The sequence below is a fragment of the Ruminiclostridium herbifermentans genome (genome assembly GCF_005473905.2).
Lineage (GTDB): Bacteria > Bacillota > Clostridia > Acetivibrionales > DSM-1351 > Ruminiclostridium > Ruminiclostridium herbifermentans.
Map to the genome: position 1 here is coordinate 2,539,802 of NZ_CP061336.1, position 23,667 is coordinate 2,563,468.

The 23,667-nt window shown below is 32.0% G+C and carries 20 protein-coding genes; 3 read left to right on the forward strand and 17 right to left on the reverse strand.

Annotation, left to right across the window (positions count from 1 at the left end; all coding sequences use genetic code 11):
• Positions 1 to 19 precede the first annotated feature (19 nt).
• The 11 genes from EHE19_RS10425 to EHE19_RS10475 form a co-directional block, all read right to left on the reverse strand.
• Positions 20 to 1,225 (reverse strand): hypothetical protein, encoded by a 1,206-nt coding sequence (locus tag EHE19_RS10425; RefSeq protein ID WP_137695994.1) that lies wholly within the window; start codon positions 1,223 to 1,225, stop codon positions 20 to 22.
• Between the two features lie 1,086 nt (positions 1,226 to 2,311).
• Positions 2,312 to 3,190: a ribosome biogenesis GTPase YlqF gene (gene ylqF / locus EHE19_RS10430; RefSeq protein ID WP_137695993.1), complete on the reverse strand. Its 879-nt coding sequence runs from the start codon at positions 3,188 to 3,190 to the stop codon at positions 2,312 to 2,314.
• Positions 3,191 to 3,480: 290 nt separating this feature from the next.
• The gene (gene lepB, locus EHE19_RS10435) at positions 3,481 to 4,320 is read right to left on the reverse strand and encodes a signal peptidase I (protein WP_137695992.1); all 840 of its coding nucleotides are present in this window, start codon (positions 4,318 to 4,320) and stop codon (positions 3,481 to 3,483) included.
• A gap of 378 nt (positions 4,321 to 4,698) precedes the next feature.
• Positions 4,699 to 5,040, reverse strand: a complete 342-nt coding sequence (rplS, locus tag EHE19_RS10440) for a 50S ribosomal protein L19 (RefSeq protein ID WP_137695991.1) — start codon at positions 5,038 to 5,040, stop codon at positions 4,699 to 4,701.
• A 110-nt stretch (positions 5,041 to 5,150) separates the two neighbouring features.
• Positions 5,151 to 5,858, reverse strand: a complete 708-nt coding sequence (gene trmD, locus EHE19_RS10445; RefSeq protein WP_137695990.1) for a tRNA (guanosine(37)-N1)-methyltransferase TrmD — start codon at positions 5,856 to 5,858, stop codon at positions 5,151 to 5,153.
• Positions 5,858 to 6,367 carry a ribosome maturation factor RimM gene (gene rimM / locus EHE19_RS10450; RefSeq protein WP_137695989.1) on the reverse strand — a complete coding sequence of 170 codons (510 nt, stop codon included), beginning with the start codon at positions 6,365 to 6,367 and terminating at the stop codon, positions 5,858 to 5,860. Before rimM ends, trmD begins: the two co-directional genes overlap by 1 nt.
• 69 nt (positions 6,368 to 6,436) lie before the next feature.
• Positions 6,437 to 6,667, reverse strand: a complete 231-nt coding sequence (locus EHE19_RS10455) for a KH domain-containing protein (RefSeq protein WP_137695988.1) — start codon at positions 6,665 to 6,667, stop codon at positions 6,437 to 6,439.
• 201 nt (positions 6,668 to 6,868) lie between these two features.
• On the reverse strand, positions 6,869 to 7,114 hold the full coding sequence (gene rpsP / locus EHE19_RS10460; protein WP_137695987.1) for a 30S ribosomal protein S16: 246 nt from the start codon (positions 7,112 to 7,114) through the stop codon (positions 6,869 to 6,871).
• 155 nt (positions 7,115 to 7,269) lie between these two features.
• Positions 7,270 to 8,622 carry a signal recognition particle protein gene (gene ffh / locus EHE19_RS10465; RefSeq protein ID WP_137695986.1) on the reverse strand — a complete coding sequence of 451 codons (1,353 nt, stop codon included), beginning with the start codon at positions 8,620 to 8,622 and terminating at the stop codon, positions 7,270 to 7,272.
• A 26-nt stretch (positions 8,623 to 8,648) separates the two neighbouring features.
• Positions 8,649 to 9,005: a YlxM family DNA-binding protein gene (gene ylxM, locus EHE19_RS10470; protein WP_137695985.1), complete on the reverse strand. Its 357-nt coding sequence runs from the start codon at positions 9,003 to 9,005 to the stop codon at positions 8,649 to 8,651.
• Positions 9,006 to 9,176: 171 nt separating this feature from the next.
• Positions 9,177 to 9,953, reverse strand: coding sequence for an NYN domain-containing protein (locus EHE19_RS10475; RefSeq protein ID WP_137695984.1), 777 nt, complete (start codon positions 9,951 to 9,953; stop codon positions 9,177 to 9,179).
• Positions 9,954 to 11,252: 1,299 nt separating this feature from the next.
• Here EHE19_RS10475 and EHE19_RS10480 point away from each other — a divergent pair.
• Together EHE19_RS10480 and coaW are read left to right on the forward strand one after the other, a co-directional pair.
• Entirely contained in the window at positions 11,253 to 12,887 is a 1,635-nt protein-coding gene (locus tag EHE19_RS10480) for an OPT/YSL family transporter (RefSeq protein WP_137695983.1), read from the forward strand.
• A 664-nt stretch (positions 12,888 to 13,551) separates the two neighbouring features.
• Positions 13,552 to 14,397: a type II pantothenate kinase gene (coaW, locus tag EHE19_RS10485; RefSeq protein ID WP_137695982.1), complete on the forward strand. Its 846-nt coding sequence runs from the start codon at positions 13,552 to 13,554 to the stop codon at positions 14,395 to 14,397.
• A 229-nt stretch (positions 14,398 to 14,626) separates the two neighbouring features.
• Here the strand turns inward: coaW and EHE19_RS10490 are convergent, their stop codons facing one another.
• From EHE19_RS10490 to EHE19_RS10500, 3 genes are all read right to left on the reverse strand, one after another.
• Positions 14,627 to 14,923, reverse strand: coding sequence for a hypothetical protein (locus EHE19_RS10490; RefSeq protein WP_137695981.1), 297 nt, complete (start codon positions 14,921 to 14,923; stop codon positions 14,627 to 14,629).
• 380 nt (positions 14,924 to 15,303) lie between these two features.
• Positions 15,304 to 15,813 (reverse strand): anaerobic ribonucleoside-triphosphate reductase activating protein, encoded by a 510-nt coding sequence (nrdG, locus tag EHE19_RS10495; protein ID WP_137695980.1) that lies wholly within the window; start codon positions 15,811 to 15,813, stop codon positions 15,304 to 15,306.
• A gap of 161 nt (positions 15,814 to 15,974) precedes the next feature.
• Positions 15,975 to 18,284 carry an anaerobic ribonucleoside triphosphate reductase gene (locus EHE19_RS10500; protein ID WP_137695979.1) on the reverse strand — a complete coding sequence of 770 codons (2,310 nt, stop codon included), beginning with the start codon at positions 18,282 to 18,284 and terminating at the stop codon, positions 15,975 to 15,977.
• Between the two features lie 425 nt (positions 18,285 to 18,709).
• On the opposite strand from EHE19_RS10500, the gene EHE19_RS10505 reads away from it, so the two are divergent.
• Positions 18,710 to 18,871: a DUF1540 domain-containing protein gene (locus EHE19_RS10505; RefSeq protein ID WP_137695978.1), complete on the forward strand. Its 162-nt coding sequence runs from the start codon at positions 18,710 to 18,712 to the stop codon at positions 18,869 to 18,871.
• A 324-nt stretch (positions 18,872 to 19,195) separates the two neighbouring features.
• On the opposite strand, the gene EHE19_RS10510 is transcribed toward EHE19_RS10505, so the two are convergent.
• The 3 genes from EHE19_RS10510 to ftsY form a co-directional block, all read right to left on the reverse strand.
• Positions 19,196 to 19,417, reverse strand: a complete 222-nt coding sequence (locus EHE19_RS10510; protein ID WP_137695977.1) for a YdbC family protein — start codon at positions 19,415 to 19,417, stop codon at positions 19,196 to 19,198.
• A gap of 55 nt (positions 19,418 to 19,472) precedes the next feature.
• Complete coding sequence (locus EHE19_RS10515; RefSeq protein WP_137695976.1) at positions 19,473 to 22,385, reverse strand: UPF0182 family protein; 2,913 nt, start codon at positions 22,383 to 22,385, stop codon at positions 19,473 to 19,475.
• A gap of 290 nt (positions 22,386 to 22,675) precedes the next feature.
• Positions 22,676 to 23,584, reverse strand: a complete 909-nt coding sequence (gene ftsY / locus EHE19_RS10520) for a signal recognition particle-docking protein FtsY (RefSeq protein ID WP_137695975.1) — start codon at positions 23,582 to 23,584, stop codon at positions 22,676 to 22,678.
• Positions 23,585 to 23,667 lie beyond the last annotated feature (83 nt).

Below are 23,667 nucleotides of genomic sequence, written 5' to 3' on the forward strand. Positions count from 1 at the left end.
TTATTGAACCTTTGGTAACCTATTGAATAAAAGTTATTGTAGGTAAACTTTCAATGCCTGCTGCATAATAGTAATTTAAAACACTATAGAAGTCTATTGACCTTCCTGTATTTAAGTCAAACGCCAAAATATGGTCACCATAATTAAAATCATCTGCATCTAACCTTCTAGGAGTAGTTTTTCCCAAGACATCAACAAAAGAACTATAGTAGTAATGTGGTACTGATTGGAACTGTGATTCAAAGTATGTATATAACGTACCTATATCCAAGTAGATTAGCATGACATTCTGTGATGATGCATATGAGGAAGAATAGGTAACCGGCCCAACAACATTTTTTATCTTTACACTACTAATACTTAGGTCTCTATTTGAATAATTTCCACCATAACTAAAAAAATAATCTCTTTCCCAATCTAAGTGTGAGTTAACTGCAGATGGGCTTGTATTGCAGACATATACACCATTTGCATAGATAGAATTATCATTGTACTTCAAAACAAATTGTTGTAAGTCTTGTGTTATTTTTATAATACTATTATAGCCACCATATGGATTTGTAGCATTTATCTTTAAGGAATAAGAAGCACCAACATTATCCATCGAGTATATTGCTAATGCATAGTCGCCTTGTGGCAGACCATTTAATGCAATAATATTATTTGCATAACTACTTATATTAGTTAGTATTGCATTTCCTGTTTCATAATCAATAATATAGAGATCTGCTTTATAGTATGAATTATTTGAGTCTAAACGAGCAACCATAAATGTATCTTTAGTTACTGTAAAGAAATAGAAGTCCATATATTTTTCTTCAGTTAACGTTTCATTAACTATTGCTCTTGGATTATCATCTAAAAGATATAAACCGCTACCTGTTGAGTTAGATTTTGAATATTCCTCACTTTCGTTATTCGACAGTAAAGATTTAGAGGAATTTATTTTATTTTTTGCATTTTTAATTTCTTTATCATCACTTAACTTTGGTATTTTAAGTGATTTTTGAGTTTTGTCTACCTCGAAATGAGTTTCTACATTGAAATCGCCTATACTTTCGTCAACCTTTACCAAGGAATTCTGTTCATCAATAGCATTGATTGTTTTTAGATTCTTTATGTCCCCTGCACTAATAAAATTCTTAGTGTCTATTTCTGATGCATATGTGGAAAATGAACTAAGCAATAATGCAATGGTTACTATCAAAGCTAATTTTTTTCTCATGTTTTTACACGCCTCCTAAAGATAATATATTTAATAAATAATATATTTAATAAGAAATCAAATATTTTATGCTATTCCAATTTAGTTGTTAGGTGTAAATACTCGTCGTTTCACTTCCTTTCCCACTTACTAAATAACATCGAAATATACATAAAATACTTACTCTTCTTGCACTGAATTACTCAATTTTCTCAAATGAAACAAAACGTTTGCCCTATATTTTACCATTATTATTAAATTTTACAATCCTGTATCGGTATTTTTTTCTAATTTATTAAGTATTTTTTATAAATAAGAAAATAAAATCGATCTGACTTTTAATTTAATAGATATTGAAGCAAAAGAAAAAAATTAAAATTATTTGTGGTAATGCCTGATTTGAGCAATAATTATTAACTAACAGAAACTGATAATATAATTAATATACCGCAAAGTCCTTTTCCCAAATACATGGAAGTATCAAAAAGGATATACTGTTATTATTTATTCAGAAGGATACTTACCAATTAATTGAAAATAATACCTGTATTTATACTGGAGGAACAATATTAAATGTAGAACTATCAAAAGCAGAAATATTAACAATGAAAACTACATATAAATCCTTAATCCTGCAAATAAAAAAGGCATAGATGATTTATTAAACTCCTATTTTAGTGAAGGTAAAGGTAATAACAAATACTTTATTACTGAAAACACTTTTATAAAAAACGTTGTAGAACATAAAAATATATCAGATATAAAACAAGTAAATGTTTTATTAATGTAGTTGATAGTGACTCAAAAAAGGAAATTGACGACTCTTTTCATAATAACAGATTTGTCCATAAAAGTATAGTATATCAAAAATGGTACCATAATTTATTTATCTCAAAAACTGGTATCATCCTATGTAGGAAAATATGAAACGGGTTATACAATAATAACTGGTGCAATCGGGTATTTAACACCTATTGACCATAATGTTTTAATGTATGATAATGTCCAGAGAAACATGATAATTTAAGTTCCTCAGGACACTTCAAAGTATGGGCTATTGCAAAAATCGACCATTTTTACAATCGAATAAGAAAATACCTATTTTAATTATTGTTGAATTTTTTCAACTCTTTCATTTGGTTTTTCAAGAGTTATTCTTCCAATCTTTCCACCTCTGAATTCATCTAAAACTATTGCAGATATTCTGGAATAATCTATCTGTCCTTTAGATATGAGGCAGCCTCTCTTTCGCCCGACTGTTTCTAATAGTTCCAACGGCTCAATATTTTTGATTAAATCAGGTTCAAGCTTAAATCTAGCGCATAGTTCCTTTGGGTACAGCTTAGAAAGCCTATAAAGCAACTCCATTGCCACCTCTGCTGTATCCATAATATCATCTTTAATAGCACCTGTAAAAGCGAGGTTCATTCCAACCTCTTGGTCTTCAAACTTTGGCCAAAGAATACCGGGAGTATCTAAAAGTTCTATTTCAGAGTTTATCCTAATCCACTGCTTTCCTCGTGTTACCCCTGGTCTGTCTCCTGTTAAAGCTGTAGCTTTTCCTACAATTTTATTTATAAATGAAGACTTACCTACATTAGGAATGCCTACGACCATTGTTCTTACAGGAGTAAATATTTTCCCTTTAGCCCTGTCTCGTTCAATTTTCTCAGACACTAATTCCCTTGCTCTAGTCTTTACATCATTTAGACCTTTTCCAGTGATTGAATTAATCAAAATACACTTAATGCCTTGTTCAGCATACCATTGTATCCATTGACTTGAAATCTTATCATCGGCTAAGTCTGATTTATTAAAAGCTACAAGTCTTGGTTTATTATTAACTAAAGAATCAATTTCTGGATTTCTGCTGCTATAGGGTATTCTTGCGTCAAGTAATTCAATAATAACATCAACAAGCTTTAAATTTTCAGCAATAAGCCTCCTTGTTTTTGCCATGTGTCCTGGAAACCATTGTATATTCATAATTTCTTGTATGACGTATTTAAAATAAAATACATCAATATATTCCTTTCTATATAATAATTAATATAATGATCATAACTTGATGCAGTATCCTGCTGTTCTGCTGAAGATGCTTTGCTTTCTGCAAATTCTATCTGTTCAATTGCACAATTATTTGTATAAACCTTGGCACCATCTTTTATTGATAAATAACAGAGTTCTTAGGTTGGTAGGAGTTTGTGCTTTCTACCTTCCAAAGAACTCTTAATTAGTCAATAAATCAGTTTAAAATAAAATGACATTAAAAACTCTTAATCATACAATCCGCCAAACTCTGATAATGGCCAAATACGTAATACTGCTTTACCAATAACTGTGTCCATGTCTATTGTTCCAATTTGTCTTGAATCTAGACTTTGTTGTCTATTATCACCCATTACAAACAACTGCCCCTCGGGTACTGTAAATGGCAACTGCATACCTTTTGTATCAGTAAGGCTTTTTACATATGGTTCTTCTAACTTTACAAAATCACTATCTCCTTCTGATTTACGATACACAAAACCATCTTCTCGTATGTCAATCTGATCGCCAGGTAAACCTATTACTCTCTTTATATAATCTACCTCTCCAGGGTTTCTAATAGGTAAATATTTAAAGAAGTTCTTAATCTTGCCCTCTTCATGCATAAATACTATTATATCTCCATGGTCAGGTTCATTGAAGAAATAGCCTGTCTTATAAACAATTACATTATGACCTTCGAAAAGAGTATTCTCCATTGATACCATATTTACCTTATAGGTTGAAAATATAAATGCTTTTATAAACATTGATATAACAAGTGCTGCAACAATAACCATTACCCATTCAAAAATCTCTCGTCCTATTGAGTTTTTCTTTTTAACTATAGTTTCTTTATTATCTATATTGTCTGTAGTATTTTCATCATTTTGATCAGCTTCGCTTATCTCCGATTCATTTGAAATACTACTGTCAATATGTTTTTGAATATCATTGTCAGTAGTACCATCTTGATTATTATTGTCAATATCATTGATATTAGTATCATTTTTATTTTCATTACCTATATTATTGATATCAATATCTAAATTTTCATCATTTCCATTCTCATTATTTCTGTTTTCCATCAACATATCACCTCATTTTATTTTTTATAAACAATAACTATCCTATACAATTTAATCTACATAATATGAATTATACTATTATTTATAAAACTAATCAATTTTTACTAATAATTTTTAGAAATATTTAATATAATATCTAGCTATGTACCTTCATCGAAAATCTTAATATATCTATGAAACCACTTAGTGTTGAAGGAAAATTTCTTTATCAAATGCTTAAAAAATCAATTGTTTAAGAACTACTTTTTGCTAATTTATGTGTACCCCTTCAATATTAATATCACCAACCATATGGGGAGAATAATATATAAGTTCTAGTTAAATTTTAGTTAAAAAAACCTAGAGACGGTAATGCCTCTAGGTTTTTTTATTTCAAGATTATAATCTTTCTTTAATCTTAGCAGCTTTACCAACTCTATCACGTAGATAGTATAGTTTAGCTCTTCTAACAACACCTTTTCTAACTAGTTCAATATGATCAATTCTTGGTGAATTAACTGGGAAAATTCTTTCAACACCAACACCATAAGATACTCTTCTTACTGTAAAAGTTTCCTTTAAGCCAGAACCTTTTTTAGAAATAACAGTTCCTTCGAATACCTGTATTCTTTCCCTATTTCCTTCTATGATCTTTGCATGAACTTTGATGTAATCACCAATTTCCAATTTGGGGATATCAGATCTTATTTGTTCACTTTCAATAGACTTTATTATATCCATCTTTATTCCTCCTCCCTCTCCTAGATGTTCGTGCAACAATAGTGCAGAGGACCATCCGTATTACACACAAAGAATATTATAGCACAACAAATTCAAAAATGTAAAGTATTCTATAAATTTTTTTTGTGAGTTCTCTCATATACTTCATACATATCTGGTCTTTTTTGTTTTGTTCTTTCTATGGATTGTTGTGTTCTCCATTTTTCTATATTAGCATGATGTCCTGATAACAGTATGTCAGGAACTTTTTTTCCATTATAATCGGCAGGTCTTGTATACTGAGGATACTCAAGCAATCCATTAAAATGCGATTCCTCACTATATGAGTTTTCACTGGCTAAAACTCCCTGTACTAATCTGCTTACGCAATCAATGAGTACCATAGCTGGCAATTCTCCACCTGTTAAAACATAATCACCAATAGAAATTTCCTCATCGACAATCTCTTCAATAATTCTTTCATCTATGCCCTCATAGTGACCACATAACAATATTAAATGCTCTTCTGTTGACAATTCCTTTGCAATTTTTTGATTCAAAACCCTGCCTTGAGGACTCATATATATAACTTTTGGTTTAACTGTCATATCCTTAGTTATATCATTGTAGGCATCAATAACTGGCTGACATGTCATAACCATTCCTGTACCGCCACCAAAAGGATAATCATCAACTTTCTTATGTTTGTCTTTTGAATAATCTCTTATATTTATAGCATTTACTTTTATAATGCCATTTTCCTGAGCCCTACCAATGATGCTTTCTCTCATTACTATATTAAATAGTTCTGGAAACAGTGTAAGAACATCAAATTTCATTAATCCAGCAGTCCTTTCGGTAGAATTACTGAAATTCTTTTATCATCTAAAGAAATTTCTTTTACAACACTTTTTAATGCTGGTATAAGTATTTCCTTACCATTATCATGCTTTACAACATATACATCATTGCTACCAGTTTGTAATACATCTGTTAGCTGCCCTAAAAGCACATTATTTTCATCATAAACCTTAAGGCCAATAATATCTGCAATAAAGAATGAACCCTTTGGAAGCTTAACAGCATTAGCTCTGTCAACTTTCATATAAAAGCCCTTAAGCTTTTCTGCGTCATTCATAGTGTCGACACCTTCAAGCTTTAGTATTACAAATTGTTTAAAAAACTTAACACCAGAAATATTATACTTTTCAAGTTTACCATTTTTATCAATAAAAACCCACTCTAGTTCAAGAAATCTATTGGGGTCATCAGTCATGGGAATAGCCTTAAGCTCTCCTTTTACGCCATGAGTGTTTACTAATTGTCCTACTATTAAATATTCTAACACTAAAATCACCTATCTTTACTCTAAAATAGAGCCTCTCCATATAAGTAAAGGGGCATTAGCCCCCTTTTCTTATTGTACGATATCTACAACTACTCTTCTGTTGTCCTTAACTGCTGCAGCCTTGACAACAGTTCTGATAGCTTTGGCAATTCTGCCCTGCTTACCAATTACTTTTCCCATATCATCCTTAGAAACTTTAAGCTCAAGAATAATTGACTTTTCATTTTGAATTTCATTTACAAAAACTTCTTCTGGATAATCCACAAGGGCTTTTGCAATGTTTTCAAGCAATTCTTTCATCCTAACCTCCACGCCGATTATCGGCACAAAAAATTATGATACTATTGTGGGCAATCCACATCCATCTGTAGCATAATATATTATTTCTATAGGTGGAGAACCTCTACTTTGTAAAGGTACACGTTATTGCAACTGTATCAGGTTTTCTTCTGTTAACCGCAAGTAGTTGCACTTCAGAAAATGAGCATCAATACATTGATATTATTGTATAATACCAGACTTCTTAAGAAGTGACTTAACTGTATCAGTAGGTTGTGCACCATTCTTAATCCATTTTTGAGCTTTTTCTGCATCAACTTTGAAGTCAACTGGATTTACCAAAGGATTGTAAGTACCTATCTCATCGATAAATCTACCATCTCTAGGATATCTTGAATCAGCAACTACTACTCTATAAAAAGGTTTTTTAGTAGCACCCATTCTTTTTAAACGTATCTTAACTGCCATTTATTTTCACCTCCTTTAAAGGAATATAAGAAAACTAGCCTTTAGTCAAGCATCTGCATAGACAGAAGTTAGTTGCGCTTATACATTTTAAACAGGAGATTAAGTTACATGCCATTATAAACTAGCTGAGGCTTATCTCCAATTACTTATATATATTAAAAAGGTAATCTAAACCTTCCTAATCCGCCTTTTTTACTTCGTTTACCCATATCGGTCATCATTTTCATCATTTTTCTCATCTCTTCAAACTGCTTGAGAAGAGCATTGACCTCTTGAACAGTTGTACCACTTCCAGCAGAAATTCTCTTTTTCCTGCTTGCATTAATTATAGAAGGGTCATTACGTTCTTTTTTTGTCATTGATCTAATAATAGCCTCAGTACGAGCCATATTTTTTTCGCTCTCTTCTTGATTAATTTCCTTGAGAGCCTTTGAATCAATGCCAGGCATCATTCCAAGTATATCGCCAATAGAACCCATTTTCTTAATTTGCTGCATTTGCTCCAAAAAGTCTTCCAATGTAAACTGCATAGTACGCATTTTCTTTTCCAGTTCAAGAGCCTGTTTTTCATCAAATGCATCCTGTGCTTTTTCTATAAGGCTTAATACATCACCCATACCAAGTATACGTGATGCCATTCTATCTGGGAAAAACGGTTCAATTTCATTGAGTTTTTCACCCACACCTATAAATTTAATAGGCTTGCCTGTAACAGTCTTAACAGAAAGAGCTGCTCCACCTCTTGTATCACCATCAAGCTTTGTCAGAACTACTCCGTCAATGCCTAGCTTTTCATTGAAGCTTTGTGATACATTAACAGCATCTTGTCCAGTCATAGAATCAACAACTAACAATATTTCATGAGGATTAACTGCTTTCTTTATATTGAGCAGTTCATCCATCAGTTTTTCATCAATATGAAGTCTTCCGGCAGTATCTATTATAACTAAATCATGTTGTTTAAAATTAGCAAACTTAACTGCTTCTGTTGCTATTTCAACTGGATTTGTATTGTTTTCTATTGTAAATACCGGAATATTTAACTGTCCGCCAACAACCTGAAGCTGTTTGATAGCAGCTGGTCTATAAACATCGCAAGCTACTAAAAGCGGTGACTTACCCTGTTTTCTTAACAGGCTTGCCAGCTTTCCTGAAGTAGTTGTTTTACCAGAACCCTGTAACCCTACCATTAATAATACTGTTGGAGGCTTTGAGGAAAATGTAACCTTGCTCTGCTCCCTGCCTAACAACTCAATAAGTTCTTCATGAACTATTTTAACTACCTGCTGTCCTGGGGTTAGACTTTCTAAAACATCCTGTCCTACTGCCCTCTCAGATATCTTGTTAATAAAATCCTTAACTACTTTAAAATTTACGTCAGCCTCGAGCAAAGCAAGCTTTATCTCTCTCATCATTTCTTTAACATCTTTTTCGGATACTCTGCCCTGCCCACGAAATTTTTTCATTGTTTCTTGGAGCTTTCCTGACAAACCCTCAAAAACCGACATCCTAAAACCTCCAATTCAAACTTCCACTATATGTTATTAGCAAGTTCTCTTATTTCCTGCATAACCTGCTCTATAATAGCTTTGTTATGAGGACTAAGTTCAGCTAAATTTAACTTTTCCAAATATTTTTGTACTTTTTCAGCCTTTTCCTTTTGCTCACAAAATTTGCTTAGTAAACCAAGTTTACTTTCATATTCATTTAATAACGCTCTTCCGCGCTTTTCATTATCATAAACGCCTTGACGGCTAATACCCAGTTGCTCTGCAATCTCAGTCAAAGTAAAATCATTGTTGTAATGTAAATCCATAATTTCATATTGTCTGTCAGTTAGTAGCTGCCCATAAAAATCAAGCAGCAAAGATATTTCAAATACTTTATCCATAGTAACCTCCACGCTTGCTTTTGTAAGAAAAATAGTCAAACCATATGTGGAGAACCTCTGGCTTTGCAGAAGCACACAATTCAAATCACATGCGCCATACATAATAAATATGTAAAGCAATTTTACTTTACGACTTATTTTAAAACAATTAATATTTGTTGTCAAGTGTTTTTACTTTACAATATTATTTTTATTTCTAACATATATGTGCTTTATTTTTGAGTTATTTGTGTCTCTTTCTTCAATTTCAAATTCTTTTAGTTTTCTTATTAAATGAGTAAGTTTATAGAAACCAAAATTTCTAGGGTCAAAATCAGGTTGCTTTTTATTAATTAGGTTACCCACATCTCCAAGAAAAGCCCAGCCATTTTCATCTTCAACATCACTAATTGAAACAGCAATCAGATTTATTATATCTTTGCCAATAGCCACTGTACCACATTTCTGCTCTTTTTCTGCTGCTCCATCTTTCTTATGATCATTTTCATAAGTGCTATTACTATGAGAAGAAGCGCTTATTATTTCAATATACGTGAATTTATCACACGCAGCAATAAAAGGGCTCGGAGTTTTTCTCTCACCAATGCCAAATACTTTCATACCTGCTTCACGTAATCTGATTACTAACCTTGTAAAGTCACTATCACTTGAAATAATACAAAAACCTTCCACCTTTTCTGTATATAGTATGTCCATTGCATCAATAATCATTGCTGAATCCGATGAATTTTTCCCGCTGGTATAACTATATTGCTGTATAGGAGTAATAGCATTTTCCAATAAAACATTTTTCCAACCAGAAACAGTAGGTTTTGTCCAGTCCGCATATATTCTCTTGATTGTTGGCGTTCCGTACTTAGCAATTTCTTCCATTATACCTTTTATGTCACAATAAGGTACATTTTCAGCATCAATAAGTACTGCAAGCCTCATTTCGCCAGATTCCATATTATATTTGCTCCTTTCATTAACTACTGTTAGTTTATTTTGTTAATCACAGTATATTATATATTATTTAATCAACTTTCTAACATGAAAGTTTATCGGTACATGAATTTTATCAAAGTTTTATTGCCTTAATAATTCAAAAGTATAGTTTATGCATACATGGCGCACTTATACAACTAATTCATTCAAATATTCAAAATTCGAGTTTTCCAATGAAAAGTTTGTCCATACTAAAGATTATTAATAGCCTGTTACCAAGTTGATAACTTATCTTAAGCATTAAGTATTAATTTATTAGAACTCCGACACATACGATTTAACGCAAAAATTCAATTAATATTCAATTAATAATAAAAAATATAACATCATAGATAATAAATCATGTACTTTACATCGTTATTTTAATTATTATAGCACTAAGAATTTAACTTTACCATCCTTATATTTACAGTAATATTATTTATTTACACACTCAAAACTGTTTCAAAACAAATACCAACTCAACTGTAAACTGTTTACATAGTACTCCCTTGCAATATATATTTTTTTCTTGCTCACGAAATTGATGCTGAAATAATTATTGGTAATAAACAAGCAATAACAAACCATTTATAAATTTGAACACTTATAAACTAAGCTAATTTAATAGGTTAAATAGCAACTTATTTTTTACTAATTTGCCCAAAATGCACATGAAACATTGCACGATAGAAATTATTGTGATATTATACTTTATTAGCTAGTATTCTTTTGAAACTAGACTTAGGTTTTATTTTCTTTATAATACGACTTATATCCCTTGGGAATAAGAACGGAGGTTGAGTTAATGATAAAATTCATATTTATTTCAAATTAGCCCTTCTAACTGGTTTGTTCATTTTTATTACTTTCATAATTAAAGTATAACTAAAAAGAAATAACTTATTTTACCAATTCAACTTTTCAAGCTTGATTCTAGATGTATAAACCTATCAATGTTAAGTTGGATTATATAAAGATAATGTATTATTATTTTTAAACAAATTTCTAATAGTACATATCTCTTTTTGCATATTTCAGGGTATGAGATTGTAAGAATGAATAAATAATCTTTTACATGTGTAAATTGTAAATAGTGTTACGTCAATTTTGTGCCTAAAGTGGGCGTAGGAGGTAGCTCGAAACATAGTTTGTTCTAACATGGTGCTTTTTCGAGCTTCAAAAACCACAAGTGGTTTTTGCTAGTGTCGGCATCCTTTAACAATAAAGAATTACTAGTGTTTAAACAATTTTTTTGCCCAATGTGGCGTGGAGGTTTTTATGGGTAATACAGAAAGAAATTTTTTAGGGGTGGAACAATTATCACTGAGAAGCTTAATTTTTGGGGCTTTGGGGTCTTGTATTATTACAGCAAGTTCAATGTATGTTGCTCTTAGGATGAGCGCTCTCCCCTGGCCTACAATTTTTGTAGCTGTGCTTTCAATGGCGTTATTAAAATTGTTCGGAAAAACTACTAATAATGAAATTAATATCACTCAAACTGCTATGTCAGCTGGTTCAATGGTTGCAGGGGGATTGGCTTTTACTCTCCCAGGCTTATGGATTATGGGTATCTGGAACAGTTCATCAGGCTTTTCAGAAAACTTTATTAAGGTATTAGCTATAGCAATTGCTGGTATGCTTTTTGGTACAGTTACTTCATATATTTTAAGATACAGATTCATTGTTAAAAACGGTGGTTTACCTTATCCGATCGGTCTTGCAGCAGCTGAAACAATTAAAGCTGGAGATGAAGGCGGTAAAAAATCAATTATTCTTTTTGGAAGCATGCTTGTATCAACAATTTACACATTTCTAAGAGATCAATTGGCTATGGTTCCTCAGGTATTTATGTACAAAAGCACTATACTTGCATGGAATTCACCAATGGCTGTTGGCATGGGTTATATTTTGGGTGCTCTATATACTGGTGTTTGGTTTTTAGGAGCTTTGTTCTCTAATGCATTTATAGTACCTTTTGGTCCAAAGTTGGGATTATTTTCAGATGCTGCTGCAGCCACTGCTTTTAAAACAAGTGCTGGTATAGGACTTATGGTTGGTACAGGAGCAGGAGTACTTATAGGAATAATTATATCGGCTATTAAGAAATTTGCTAAAAAAGAGAGCAATAACAATTCTGCATTTTCCGATAAAATGAAATTGTTTAACTCAAGTCGAATATTGATTATAGTTGCAACAGGTTTAGCCTTTGTTTTTACTGTTACAAGCGGATTATCAGTCGTTCCTTCAATTTTATTAATCATAGGAATATTTATTGTTTCCGTAATGGCAGCTACTATTACAGGCCAAACCGGAATTAATCCAATGGAAATTTTCGGCATTATTGTTCTTTTGGCTATAAGAATATTTGTAGATATTGATGCAGCAGAAGCTTTTATGGTAGCAGGTTGTGTTGCTGTAGCTAGTGGTTTTTCAGGAGATTTATTTAACGATTACAAAGCTGGTCAGGTACTTGGAACCAATCCAAAAGCTCAGCTTATTTCACAGATTGTTGGAGGAGTGATTGGAACAATAGTGGCTTCATTAGCCTTATTTGCTATTATAAATCAGTTTGGAGAAATTGGAACAGATACTGCATTGCCAGCAGGCCAAGCAGTTGGCGTAACTGCAATGATAAATGGAATTGGAGATCCTGTAGTCTTTGGTATTGCAGCACTAATTGGTGCAATTCTATACCTTCTAGGACTTCCTACAGCTACTCTTGGCATTGGTATTTACCTTCCATTCTATATTTCATCAGCTGTATTTCTAGGAGGAGTTATAAGATTTGTAGCTGACCGTGTACGCGGTAAAGCAAATAATGAAACAGGTACAGTTGCAGCATCAGGTTTACTTGGCGGAGAAGGTATTACAGGCGTTGGAATTGCAATTGTGAAAATGTTCACTGGAGCATAATTCGTATATATGTATACGTTTGAATAAAAGCTTCTTAAGTTTTTCGCTCTGCACGCAACATAATTGTAGATATGTATAAGGTTTAACTGAAAGCTTTTTCAATTTTTCGTTCTGTACTCGGCATAATTGTTAATATGTATAAGGTTTAAATGAAAGCTTTTTCAATTTTTTCGCTCTGTACGCGGTATAATTGTTAATATGTATAAGGTTTAACTGAAAGCTTTTTCAAGTTTTTCGTTCTGTACTCGGCATAATTGTTAATATGTATAAGGTTTAACTGAAAGCTTTTTAAGTTTTTCGCTCTATACAGCGGCATAATTGTTAATATGTATAAGGTTTAACTGAAAGCTTTTTCAAGTTTTTCGCTCTGTACTCGGCATAATTGTTAATATGTATAAGGTTTAACTGAAAGCTTTTTCAAGTTTTTCGTTGTACTCGGCATAATTGTTAATATGTATAAGGTTTAACTGAAAGCTTTTTCAAGTTTTTCGTTGTACTCGGCATAATTGTTAATATGTATAAGGTTTAACTGAAAGCTTTTTCAAGTTTTTCGTTCTGTACGCAGTATAATTGTTAATATGTACATAGTTGAACTGATAGACTTTTATAAGCAGCCGTTTCAGATGTAATATACTAAATAATATATTTTAGGGAGTGATTTTGTATGGGTAAGGTTATAGGAATAGATATAGGTGGAAGCACTACCAAGATAGTTGGCTTTGATAAAGAAGAAATAATTCATCCTTTACTTGTACGTGCAACAGACCCTATTGCATCAGTTTATGGGGCCTTTGGTAAATTTCTAAATTTGAACTCATTAAAAATTGAAGATATAGAAAGAATAATGATCACTGGCGTTGGTGCTTCATTTATAAATAATAAACTATTCGGTATACCTACCGCAAAAGTTGATGAGTTTATGGCAATAGGATTAGGGGGCCTTTTCTTAAGCGGTTTAAAGAAAGCAATTATTGTTAGCATGGGTACAGGTACAGCTCTAGTTAAAGCAGAAAATAACACTGCAACTCATTTAGGAGGAACAGGTGTTGGCGGTGGCACTTTACTAGGTCTTTCAAATAGGATGTTAAATGTTCGTAATTTTAATGAATTGATTGAAACTGCAAAGGATGGAGATTTATCACATGTAGACCTTACTATCAGTGATATCTCAAAAGAGGTCCTTGAGACTCTTCCTAGCGAAACAACTGCCTCAAATTTTGGAAAAATAAGCGATTTAGTTAGTAATGCTGATTTAGCGCTGGGTATTATTAATCTAGTTTTTCAGACTATTGGAATGGTTGCTGTTTTCAATACAAGAATTGATAATATTAAAGATGTTGTGTTAACTGGTAATTTAACAAATGTTCCTCAGTCAGAAAGTATTTTCAAACAATTAAGCAAGCTTTATGATGTCAATTTTCAGACACCTAAAAACGCTGAATATGCTACAGCTGTAGGTGCCGCAAGATGTTATTCCGAAAATGTTAGCTACAGAGAAATAACAGCATAATTAGTTATACATATAGCATACGAAAAGGAGCCATATGTATCGAGCAAATAGTTAAGGATGGAATCACCTTACGGTAAAACCATCCTTATTCTTTGGCTGTTATTTTTTATCCCCTTTATTATTATACGAAAACTTCGTAATCTAATTTAAATCTAAGTGTACATATGTATGCTTTTCAATGACATTTTCCTGCTATAAAGCTATGTCATATAAATCCTCAATAAAAACGTTATGGTTGATATTTTATAGGTGGAATGCCCGGGTCACTTGGATATGGATTAATATAGCCACCAGGCATGCTGCCACGACCAAATTCGGTACCACATAAAGGACAGTAATCTCTAAAATATGTAATTGGTAACCAATAATCAGGACCAGACCAATATTCTCTTACTGAGATGTGCATACATGTTGTGCTGCTAGGGGAGTAAGCTTCTGCTGTGATAGAATTGATGGTCACAGTTCCAGCGAAAATAAGTACTGCTAATAGCAGTGTAATTGCTGTTTTTTCAATTCTTTTTTTCATAGTTTCTCCTTTCTCACATACCTTATTTAAGAGTATACCCTTATAAGTCATATAATATAATTATTTTCATAATATGTCAATTATTGTTTATTTAAAATATCTACATCTCAATTTTCTTAATGTCATTTATATTTATAGCAAATGTATAGTCTTTTCTCCATTTATTCTTTAATTCATAAACCTCTCCAAAGCAACATCTTCATTTGTTATTATTGAATGTTAATATTGAAATAAAAAATTCCTCCTCGGCTTTCATAATTATAATTCTTGCCAAGAAGGAATTTAGTTATGTAATTGAGTTTGTGCATCATCACTATTAAAATTGTAATTGTGTACTAATTATCGTATATGTATATTAAGTACAAAATTATGTATGAGATTTATTCAATAGCAAGTGCAATTTTTTTGTATTTTATACTTTTAGGCACATCAATTATACGTTGATTTTTTGAGCCTCTAAACTTTAATTGTAAGCTTTTCTGTTCTTTAATAAATGGACCGTCTATCAGCAAATCAGTGTTATCTAAAAGTTCCTTGAAACCTTTTCTTTCAGAGGAATATTTAATCAGCTGTTCAAAGGTATATCCTGTATAGGTAACTACATTTTTACCCATTTTTTTAACCTCTGCGGCTAGTTCAGCAAAGCTTTCGGCTTGCTCAAAAGGATCCCCACCACTTAGCGTAACTCCATCTAAAAGGAAATTGTTTTTGATGTCACTTAAAATTTTGTCTATTTCAACATATTCACCGCCGTCAAAAGAATGGGTATGCTGATTGTGGCAGCCTTGGCAATTATGTTTACAGCCTTGAGCAAAAACAACCATTCTAATACCTGGTCCATCAACTATTGATTCATTTACAATTCCCGAGACTTTTATCATTTTTTTCATTTTGCCTCACCTTAATATAATTCGTAAATATCACTTCTCTTGGTTTTAATCAATAAAAAATTAAACCAATAAAAGTTCTAAATAAATCAGTCTTTTCTGTTAAAATTATAGTTACTCATCCTGCACAACGGTAAGTATTTCTATATAAACCTGATTATCTTCTACATATGCTTCACTCTGTCGCGAACTTCAGCTAACTTTGCATTGTTAAAGCGGTCAAGCGTTCCAACTAAGTAACCAGTTATACGCCTAATTCTTTCAAAGCGAGCACCTTCCTCTTCTTCTCTACCACACTTAGGACAAGTATCTCCAATAATTCCTGTATATCCACACACTGGATCTCTGTCAACAGGATGATTTATAGAACCATATCCAATACCTGCTTCCTTCATGGCTTTAATAATTTTTTCAAATGCTTCAAGATTATTTAGAGGGTCGCCATCAACCTCAACATAGGTTATATGACCAGCATTAGTCAATTCATGATACGGAGCCTCTAGTCTTATTTTATCAATTGCATTTATTTTATAATAAACAGGTATATGAAAGCTATTTGTATAATATTCTTTATCAGTAATACCTTCTAATACCCCAAACATCTTTCTGTCATATTTGATAAAGCGTCCTGAAGTTCCTTCTGCCGGTGTTGCCAATAGAGAAAAGTTCATTTTATATTTTTTGGCAGCTTCATCCATTCTCTTTCTCATGTAGCCAATTATCTCTAGGCCAAGATTTTGTGCCTGCTCTGACTCTCCATGATGCTTCCCAATAAGGGCCTTCAAACATTCAGCCAAGCCAATGAAGCCCATAGATAGTGTTCCATGTTTTAAAACCTCACCAACTTCATCCTCCCAGCCTAGCTTATCTGAATCCATCCAAATACCTTGTCCCATGAGAAATGGGTAATTTTTAACCTTTTTCTTTGCTTGTATCAAATATCTTTCATAAAGCTGTTCTATAACCAAATCAATTTTTTTATCCAGTTCTTCAAAAAATGTATTCAGATTCTTATTGCTTTTTAAAGCAATTCTAGGTAAATTGACAGTAGTAAAGCTTAAATTTCCTCTTCCAAATATAGTTTCTCGTGAACTGTCATATACATTTCCAATTACTCTGGTTCTGCATCCCATATATGCAATTTCTGTATCAGGATTTCCTTCCTTGTAATACTTTAAGTTGAATGGTGCATCTATAAATGAAAAATTCGGAAATAACCTCTTAGCACTTACACGGCATGCCAGCTTAAATAAGTCATAATTGGGATCTCCATCCTTGTAGTTTATTCCATCCTTAACTTTAAAGATATGTATTGGGAAAATAGGTGTTTCACCATTTCCTAGACCACTTTCTGTTGCAAGCAATAAATTTTTAATTACTAATCTTCCCTCTGGAGATGTATCTGTTCCATAGTTAATAGAACTAAATGGAGTTTGAGCACCAGCACGACTGTGCATTGTGTTCAAATTATGTACAAATGCCTCCATTGCCTGATAGGTTATCTTGTCAGTTTCGGCATCTGTTTTTTTAACTGAAAAAGCTTGTGCTTTATCTAATATATCTTCTGGTACATATTTAAGAAGATATTGTTTTTCTATTCTTATGTACTGCTCCATCCTATTTAAAGCTGGTCTGAGATGGTTTTCTTTTTCAATCGTTTCACAAACTAAATCAATCTCTTTTGACAAATCCATATCAGTAAGCAGCAATAATGCTTTAGATAAATTCTGTTTATAGCCTTTAATATAGGTTTTTGCAACTCCCAATGACATTCCGTAATCAAAATTAGGGATACTTTGTCCACCATGCTGATCATTTTGATTTGACTGTATCGCAATACAAGCCAGCGCGGCATAGCTATTTATATCATTAGGTTCTCTAAGATGTCCATGGCCAGTACTAAAGCCGTTTTTAAATAACTTAACTATATCAATTTGACAACAAGTAGTAGTCAAAGTTAAAAAATCCAAATCATGTATATGTATATCTGCTTCATTATGTGCCTTTGCATGCTCAGGCTTAAGCACATACATTTCATAAAATTGCTTAGCACCTTCAGAACCATACTTTAGCATGGTTCCCATTGCAGTGTCAGTATCAATATTCGCATTTTCGCGTTTTAAGTCATTATCCTTTGCATCCTTAAAGGTTAATTCCTCATATACCTTCATTAGCCTAGTATTCATTTCTCGAGTTCTGGTTCTCTCTGCTCTATATAAAATGAACTCTTTAGCTGTTCTTGCATGACCAGTCTCTATTAGTATTTTTTCAACCGCGTCCTGTATTTCTTCTACACCTGGAATTCTTTCTCTATAAACTGATTCTATATAGTCAACTACTTTTTCAGCTAAGTTCATAGCCGTATTATAGTCTTTTCCTCCTGTTGCACTTGCAGCCTTAAAAATAGCACTAGCTATCTTTTCAATATTAAAAGGTACTTCTCTTCCATCACGCTTTTTGATTTTGGTAATCATTGCGTCTTTGCCACCCCTCTAAAAGTAAATACATAATTTCCCACGCCATATATTGTGTATCTATACTATCACTATCAAACATCTAGTGTCAACAACGTATTTTTTTGTTATAATTTGATTTTCGCTTGTTTAATATTAATACCATAAGTTTTTCTGTAGTTATCTATTTTTATAACTATAAATTCAAAAAGCAATTTTCAATTTTAGAAAAATATCATTAAATTACCGGCTTATAAACAAGTGAGAAAAATTCTAGCCAGCTAAACTTTCACCCATTAAAAATCAAAATAATACCCACACTTAAAAGTAAGATTTTTATCTTACTCCGCCATAAAAACATATAAAAATTAACAGAATATTTTTTTTCTTTAAAAATAATAATATAACTGTTACAAAAATATAAAATAGAATTGGAGTGATATAACATGAACGATATTAATCCAAGCATAGGTTGTACTGTTACTAGCTGTAAATATCATAGTGACACACAGGACTATTGTGCATTGCAAAAGATTCAAGTAGGTACTCATGAACCTAATCCTACCAAAGCTGAATGCACAGATTGCCAATCCTTTAGTAAAAAGTAATAGTATTGCAAGATACGCCATTTTAACTAATATAAGGCTATATAAAATATGCTCCACATTTATATAGTTTTGTTCTAAAATCAAAGCAACTTGATATAGGCTGTTGCAAACAGTATTTGTTTACACTATGTTGTTATGATTTAACACTCTAGTGTAAAGCCAAGATACTTTGCAACAGCCTAAATAATAAGTTTCTAAAACATAAGAGTTGAATATACTACTTAAACATAATAATATTAGGTGTGGTAGCGTTATCATTGATAATTCTACCGCACCAATATATTCTTATGTGCCAAGTTAATTGAATTAACTAAAAGTAACTTACTAGATATCAATGCTATTTAATATATTCTTTAATTCTAGCAGTTCTTCTCGAGATAAAGTCACACCCTTACCCATCTTATCATGTTCTGGAGACCATTCTCTTATATCATACTTAGGAGCTCTATCGTTCCAGCTAACAAGGTTTATTTCCTTTACCCAACCTTTAGCATTTTCTGATAAGACTCCTATTCTTTTATTTATTTCATATTTTATATCAGGCATACTAACACAATCCCTCCATTCTGATTAATCAACAATTAAATCTATTCAATATAAACTATTTACTCTTTCTTAAGCTTTCAATTAGTTCATTTATTTCTTGTGACTGCTTCATTAATGCATCGAGCTTCTTTTGAAGTTCGTCTAGTTTTGCTTCATCTATAGCCCCTTGAGAATCATTATCTGTTGGAGGAACAGTTTCATTTCCTTCATTTCCTTTATTATCGCCAGCATTTGTATCTGGAGTAGTTACATCAGCTTTATCTTCTCCATCAGGAGTTTTGATATCCCCAGTTTCTTGGTCTACTGTAGGTATCTTATTTTCAGTAGGTTTTACAGAACCATTAAATAAATCAGCAATAGCAGCATTAAGATTATCACCTATACCATGCTTAAAATCATTTCCCTGCTGGTATCCAACTATAATGGTTTTAACCTGAGGAATTGATGAAGTACTATTTGATTGAATATATATTGGTTCCACATACAGAACACTGTTTTCAATAGGTATAACAAGCAGACTACCCTTAAATGTCTTAGAACTTCCTTGCCCCCACAGTGTTAAATTTTGTGAAATTTCACTAATTGCATTTATATTGTTTTCAACCTGATCTGGACCAAGTATATTGGTATCTTTAGGGAAGTTGAATAATATCATTTTTCCATAATCTTCCTTTGCATTCCTAACTGCAAGCCATGACGTCATATTGTGTTTATCAGCAGAAGGAGTAAAAGGTCTCATTAATATCAGTTCTTCTTTTGTACCTAAATCACCGGGAAGCTTAATCATATTATAATAAGAATCTATTTCCCTGACTCCAGAAGGACTGCTTTTATCAGGATATTTAGCTATTGACCACAAGTCCTGATTTGTATAAAATGTTGAAATATTTTCAGGTTTGTCTGGATCTAAATGATATTTTTTCAGCACTTCTGTTTGAACTTTAAATAAAGTTTCCGGATATCTCATATGTGAGGTTATATCCTCTGGAAGAGGTTCCTCTGAAAATACGCCAGGGTAAACCTTTTTATAAGCTTGAATAATAGGATCAGTTTCATCAATAATATAATATTTAACATTGCCATCATAGGCATCAACAGTTACCTTAACAGAATTTCTAATATAGTTCATTCCATTAAGTGCTCTTAAATCGGCCTCATCACTATCTGTATAGAAATTTTGAGCATATGGATAATTACTTGAAACTGTATATGCATCTAAAACCCATTTAAGCCTTCCATCTGAAGTAATTGTCAAAGCAGGGTCTGAATCAACCTTTAAGAAAGGTACACCCTTCTGCGCTCTTTCAACTACATTTCTATTTAAGAGTATTTGCGAGTCAGATGAGATATTACTTGATACAAGTAAGTTTGCATCCATGTATTTAGCTGAGAATAATATTCTATTGAACAGATTTAGTTTGATTTTCTTTGCATCCTTGCCATCTTCTGTATTGGTAGAATTAAAATAAGTTGCAACTGTTCCATCATAATCAATTTCGGCTTCTTTCCCTGCTTCTTTCGGACTAACTATAACATAATTGTTTGTAAGTTCACCATAGTATATTCTTGGTTCTTTTATATTAAGAGTATTCTTATCTACTGTGTCCATTTTGAGACCACTAACCAAAAACTCAACCTGACCTTGGTCTGTTGTTGTGTTTATTGGATTTACAACCACACCATAGCCATGAGTATATTTAAAGGTCTTATTTACGAAATTTTGATTTTGCAGCTTAGATGTATTTATTTCTCTTGCTGAAATAAGCACTGGAATTTCCTTACCATTTACTGTATAGTTTAAAATATCTCCTGTAGTAAAAGTGTAAAAGTTTGTATTGCTTTGTAGCTGTTTGTTACTTTCGAGTGTTGGTGCATAGTCAACCACCCTAATATTATCAATTGTATTTCTATTTCTCTCAATTATTTCAGGAGTCAAGTCTTCTATTGTTTTAAAATCATATGTTTTTATTTTATCAAGACCATAAGCAGCTCTTGTTTCAATCATATTATGCTGCAAATAATTCTTTTCATATTCAAATTCATTAGGCCTAACTATTAATGTCTGAACTAAAGTAGAAATTATTGAAACCAATATAAAAAGAGCTGGATATATGGCTATTGAGATGGCAGCTTTCTTTAGCTTACCCCTCCACATAAAAAAGCCTGCCAATATAACAATGGCTAATACTATTACAGGCGCGATTGTATAAAACTTAATCCATATATTTGTATTTGAATAGCCTGCGCCACTTATACCTGTGTCTGTGAAAGCAGAAAACAAAAGAGCCTCTCTTTGAAATTTATAAGAGATAGTTTTAAGTACAAAATAGATAGCAACATTAATCAGGTTATGTCTAAGTATTGTTTTATCCCTGAACTCCTTCAGGTTAAAAGATTCACCCAAGGCTGCTAATATTACCATCAAATAGTATATAACTGAATAAATAACTATAAACAACCACAAATTTGATATAAAGCTAAACAGTGACATGTAAAATGGTCTTTGAAAAATATAATAACCAATATCCTGTCCAAATTGTGGATCTACTCTGCCGAAATCTATAGAATTCAAAAATAGCAATGCCTTGTTATAAAAGAAATCTTTACATAAATACGAACCTATAATTCCAATAATAAGAGCTACTGGCACATTAATCAATCTTCTAGGTTCTAAATTGATATTTGCAAAATATTTTTTCAAATTTTTAATTATTGCAACATTAGTAATAAAAATTAATAATGAAATAACTACAAAGCTTGCTAAAGAGAATATCACCTTATACAGCAGATTTTTAGTAAAAACCATGGTATAATCTGCCTGCTGATTTAACTCCTTTAATTGTATAAGTTCCATATATATTGAACTTCCTAGTATAATACCGATAATGGCAATTACAGCTATCACCAATATTGCTATTTTGCCCTTATACTGTTTTTTCTCTTTTTCCTTATAATAATCATATATCATTTCTTATCTCCCCTCATACATTAAATGTATTTCACATATTATATGTACAACTTTCACCTTTGAAGATTTTTGATGTAGTGAGTTTACCAAATAAAATTTGAAGCTTATAATTATACAAGTTTATATACTTGTCAATAAAACTATTGATAAACTTGACTAGGCTTCAACTCTTCATAGGGAAAGTTGCTTTAAAAATAATTGCATAAATTAATTTTGTGATAAATGTTTTCTTATTAAAGACGTTTTAGTTATGAAACAACAAATTATTATACATTTAATTTTACAGCTATTTATGAAAATAATGCTTCTACAAACTCAGACGCATTGAATTTTTGCAAATCGTCCATCTGCTCTCCCACACCAATTAGCTTTACAGGTATATCAAGTTCTGATTTTATTGCAACTACAATTCCGCCTTTTGCTGTACCATCCAGCTTAGTAAGTACTATACCTGTAATATCAGCTGTTTCTCTAAAAGTTTTTGCTTGTGAAATAGCGTTCTGTCCAGTAGTTGCATCTAGTACCAGCAATGTTTCTCTATCTGCTCCTGGTAACTCTCTATCCAAAATTCTTGAAACCTTTTTTAGTTCTTCCATAAGATTTTTCTTTGTATGCAATCTTCCTGCTGTATCACAAATAAGTAAATCAGCTTTTCTAGACTTTGCAGCCTGTGCAGCATCAAATACTACAGCTGCTGGGTCTGAGCCTTCCTTCTGCCCAATAATATCTACACCAACTCTATCTGCCCATATTTCTAACTGATCTATTGCTGCAGCTCTAAAGGTATCACCTGCTGCAAGCAGTACTTTTTTCCCTTGATTTTTATAATAGTTTGCAATCTTGCCTATTGAAGTAGTCTTTCCTACTCCATTTACACCAATTACTATAATAACTGAAGGCTTAGTTTCTAATTTTAGGCTATTATCTCCTGACTCTAGTATCTCCTTAAGTTCTTCCTTCAATAAATCCTTTACCTTCATTGCATCAATAATTTTTCTTTCACGAACCTTTTCCTTTAAGCTTGCAATTATCTTCATTGTGGTATCAATACCAATATCAGATGTTATTAGAATTTCCTCAAGTTCATCAAATAATTCCTCATCAACCTTTCCAAATGAAACAAGTACTTGATCTATCTTTTCTGTGATACTTTTCCTTGTTTTCATTAATCCATCTTTTAACTTATCAAAAAAACCCATATTTATCCTCCAAAATCAGTTGTATTTATTATATCCTCAATTTATAAACTCAATATAAACAATTGACAATTCTCACGCACCAC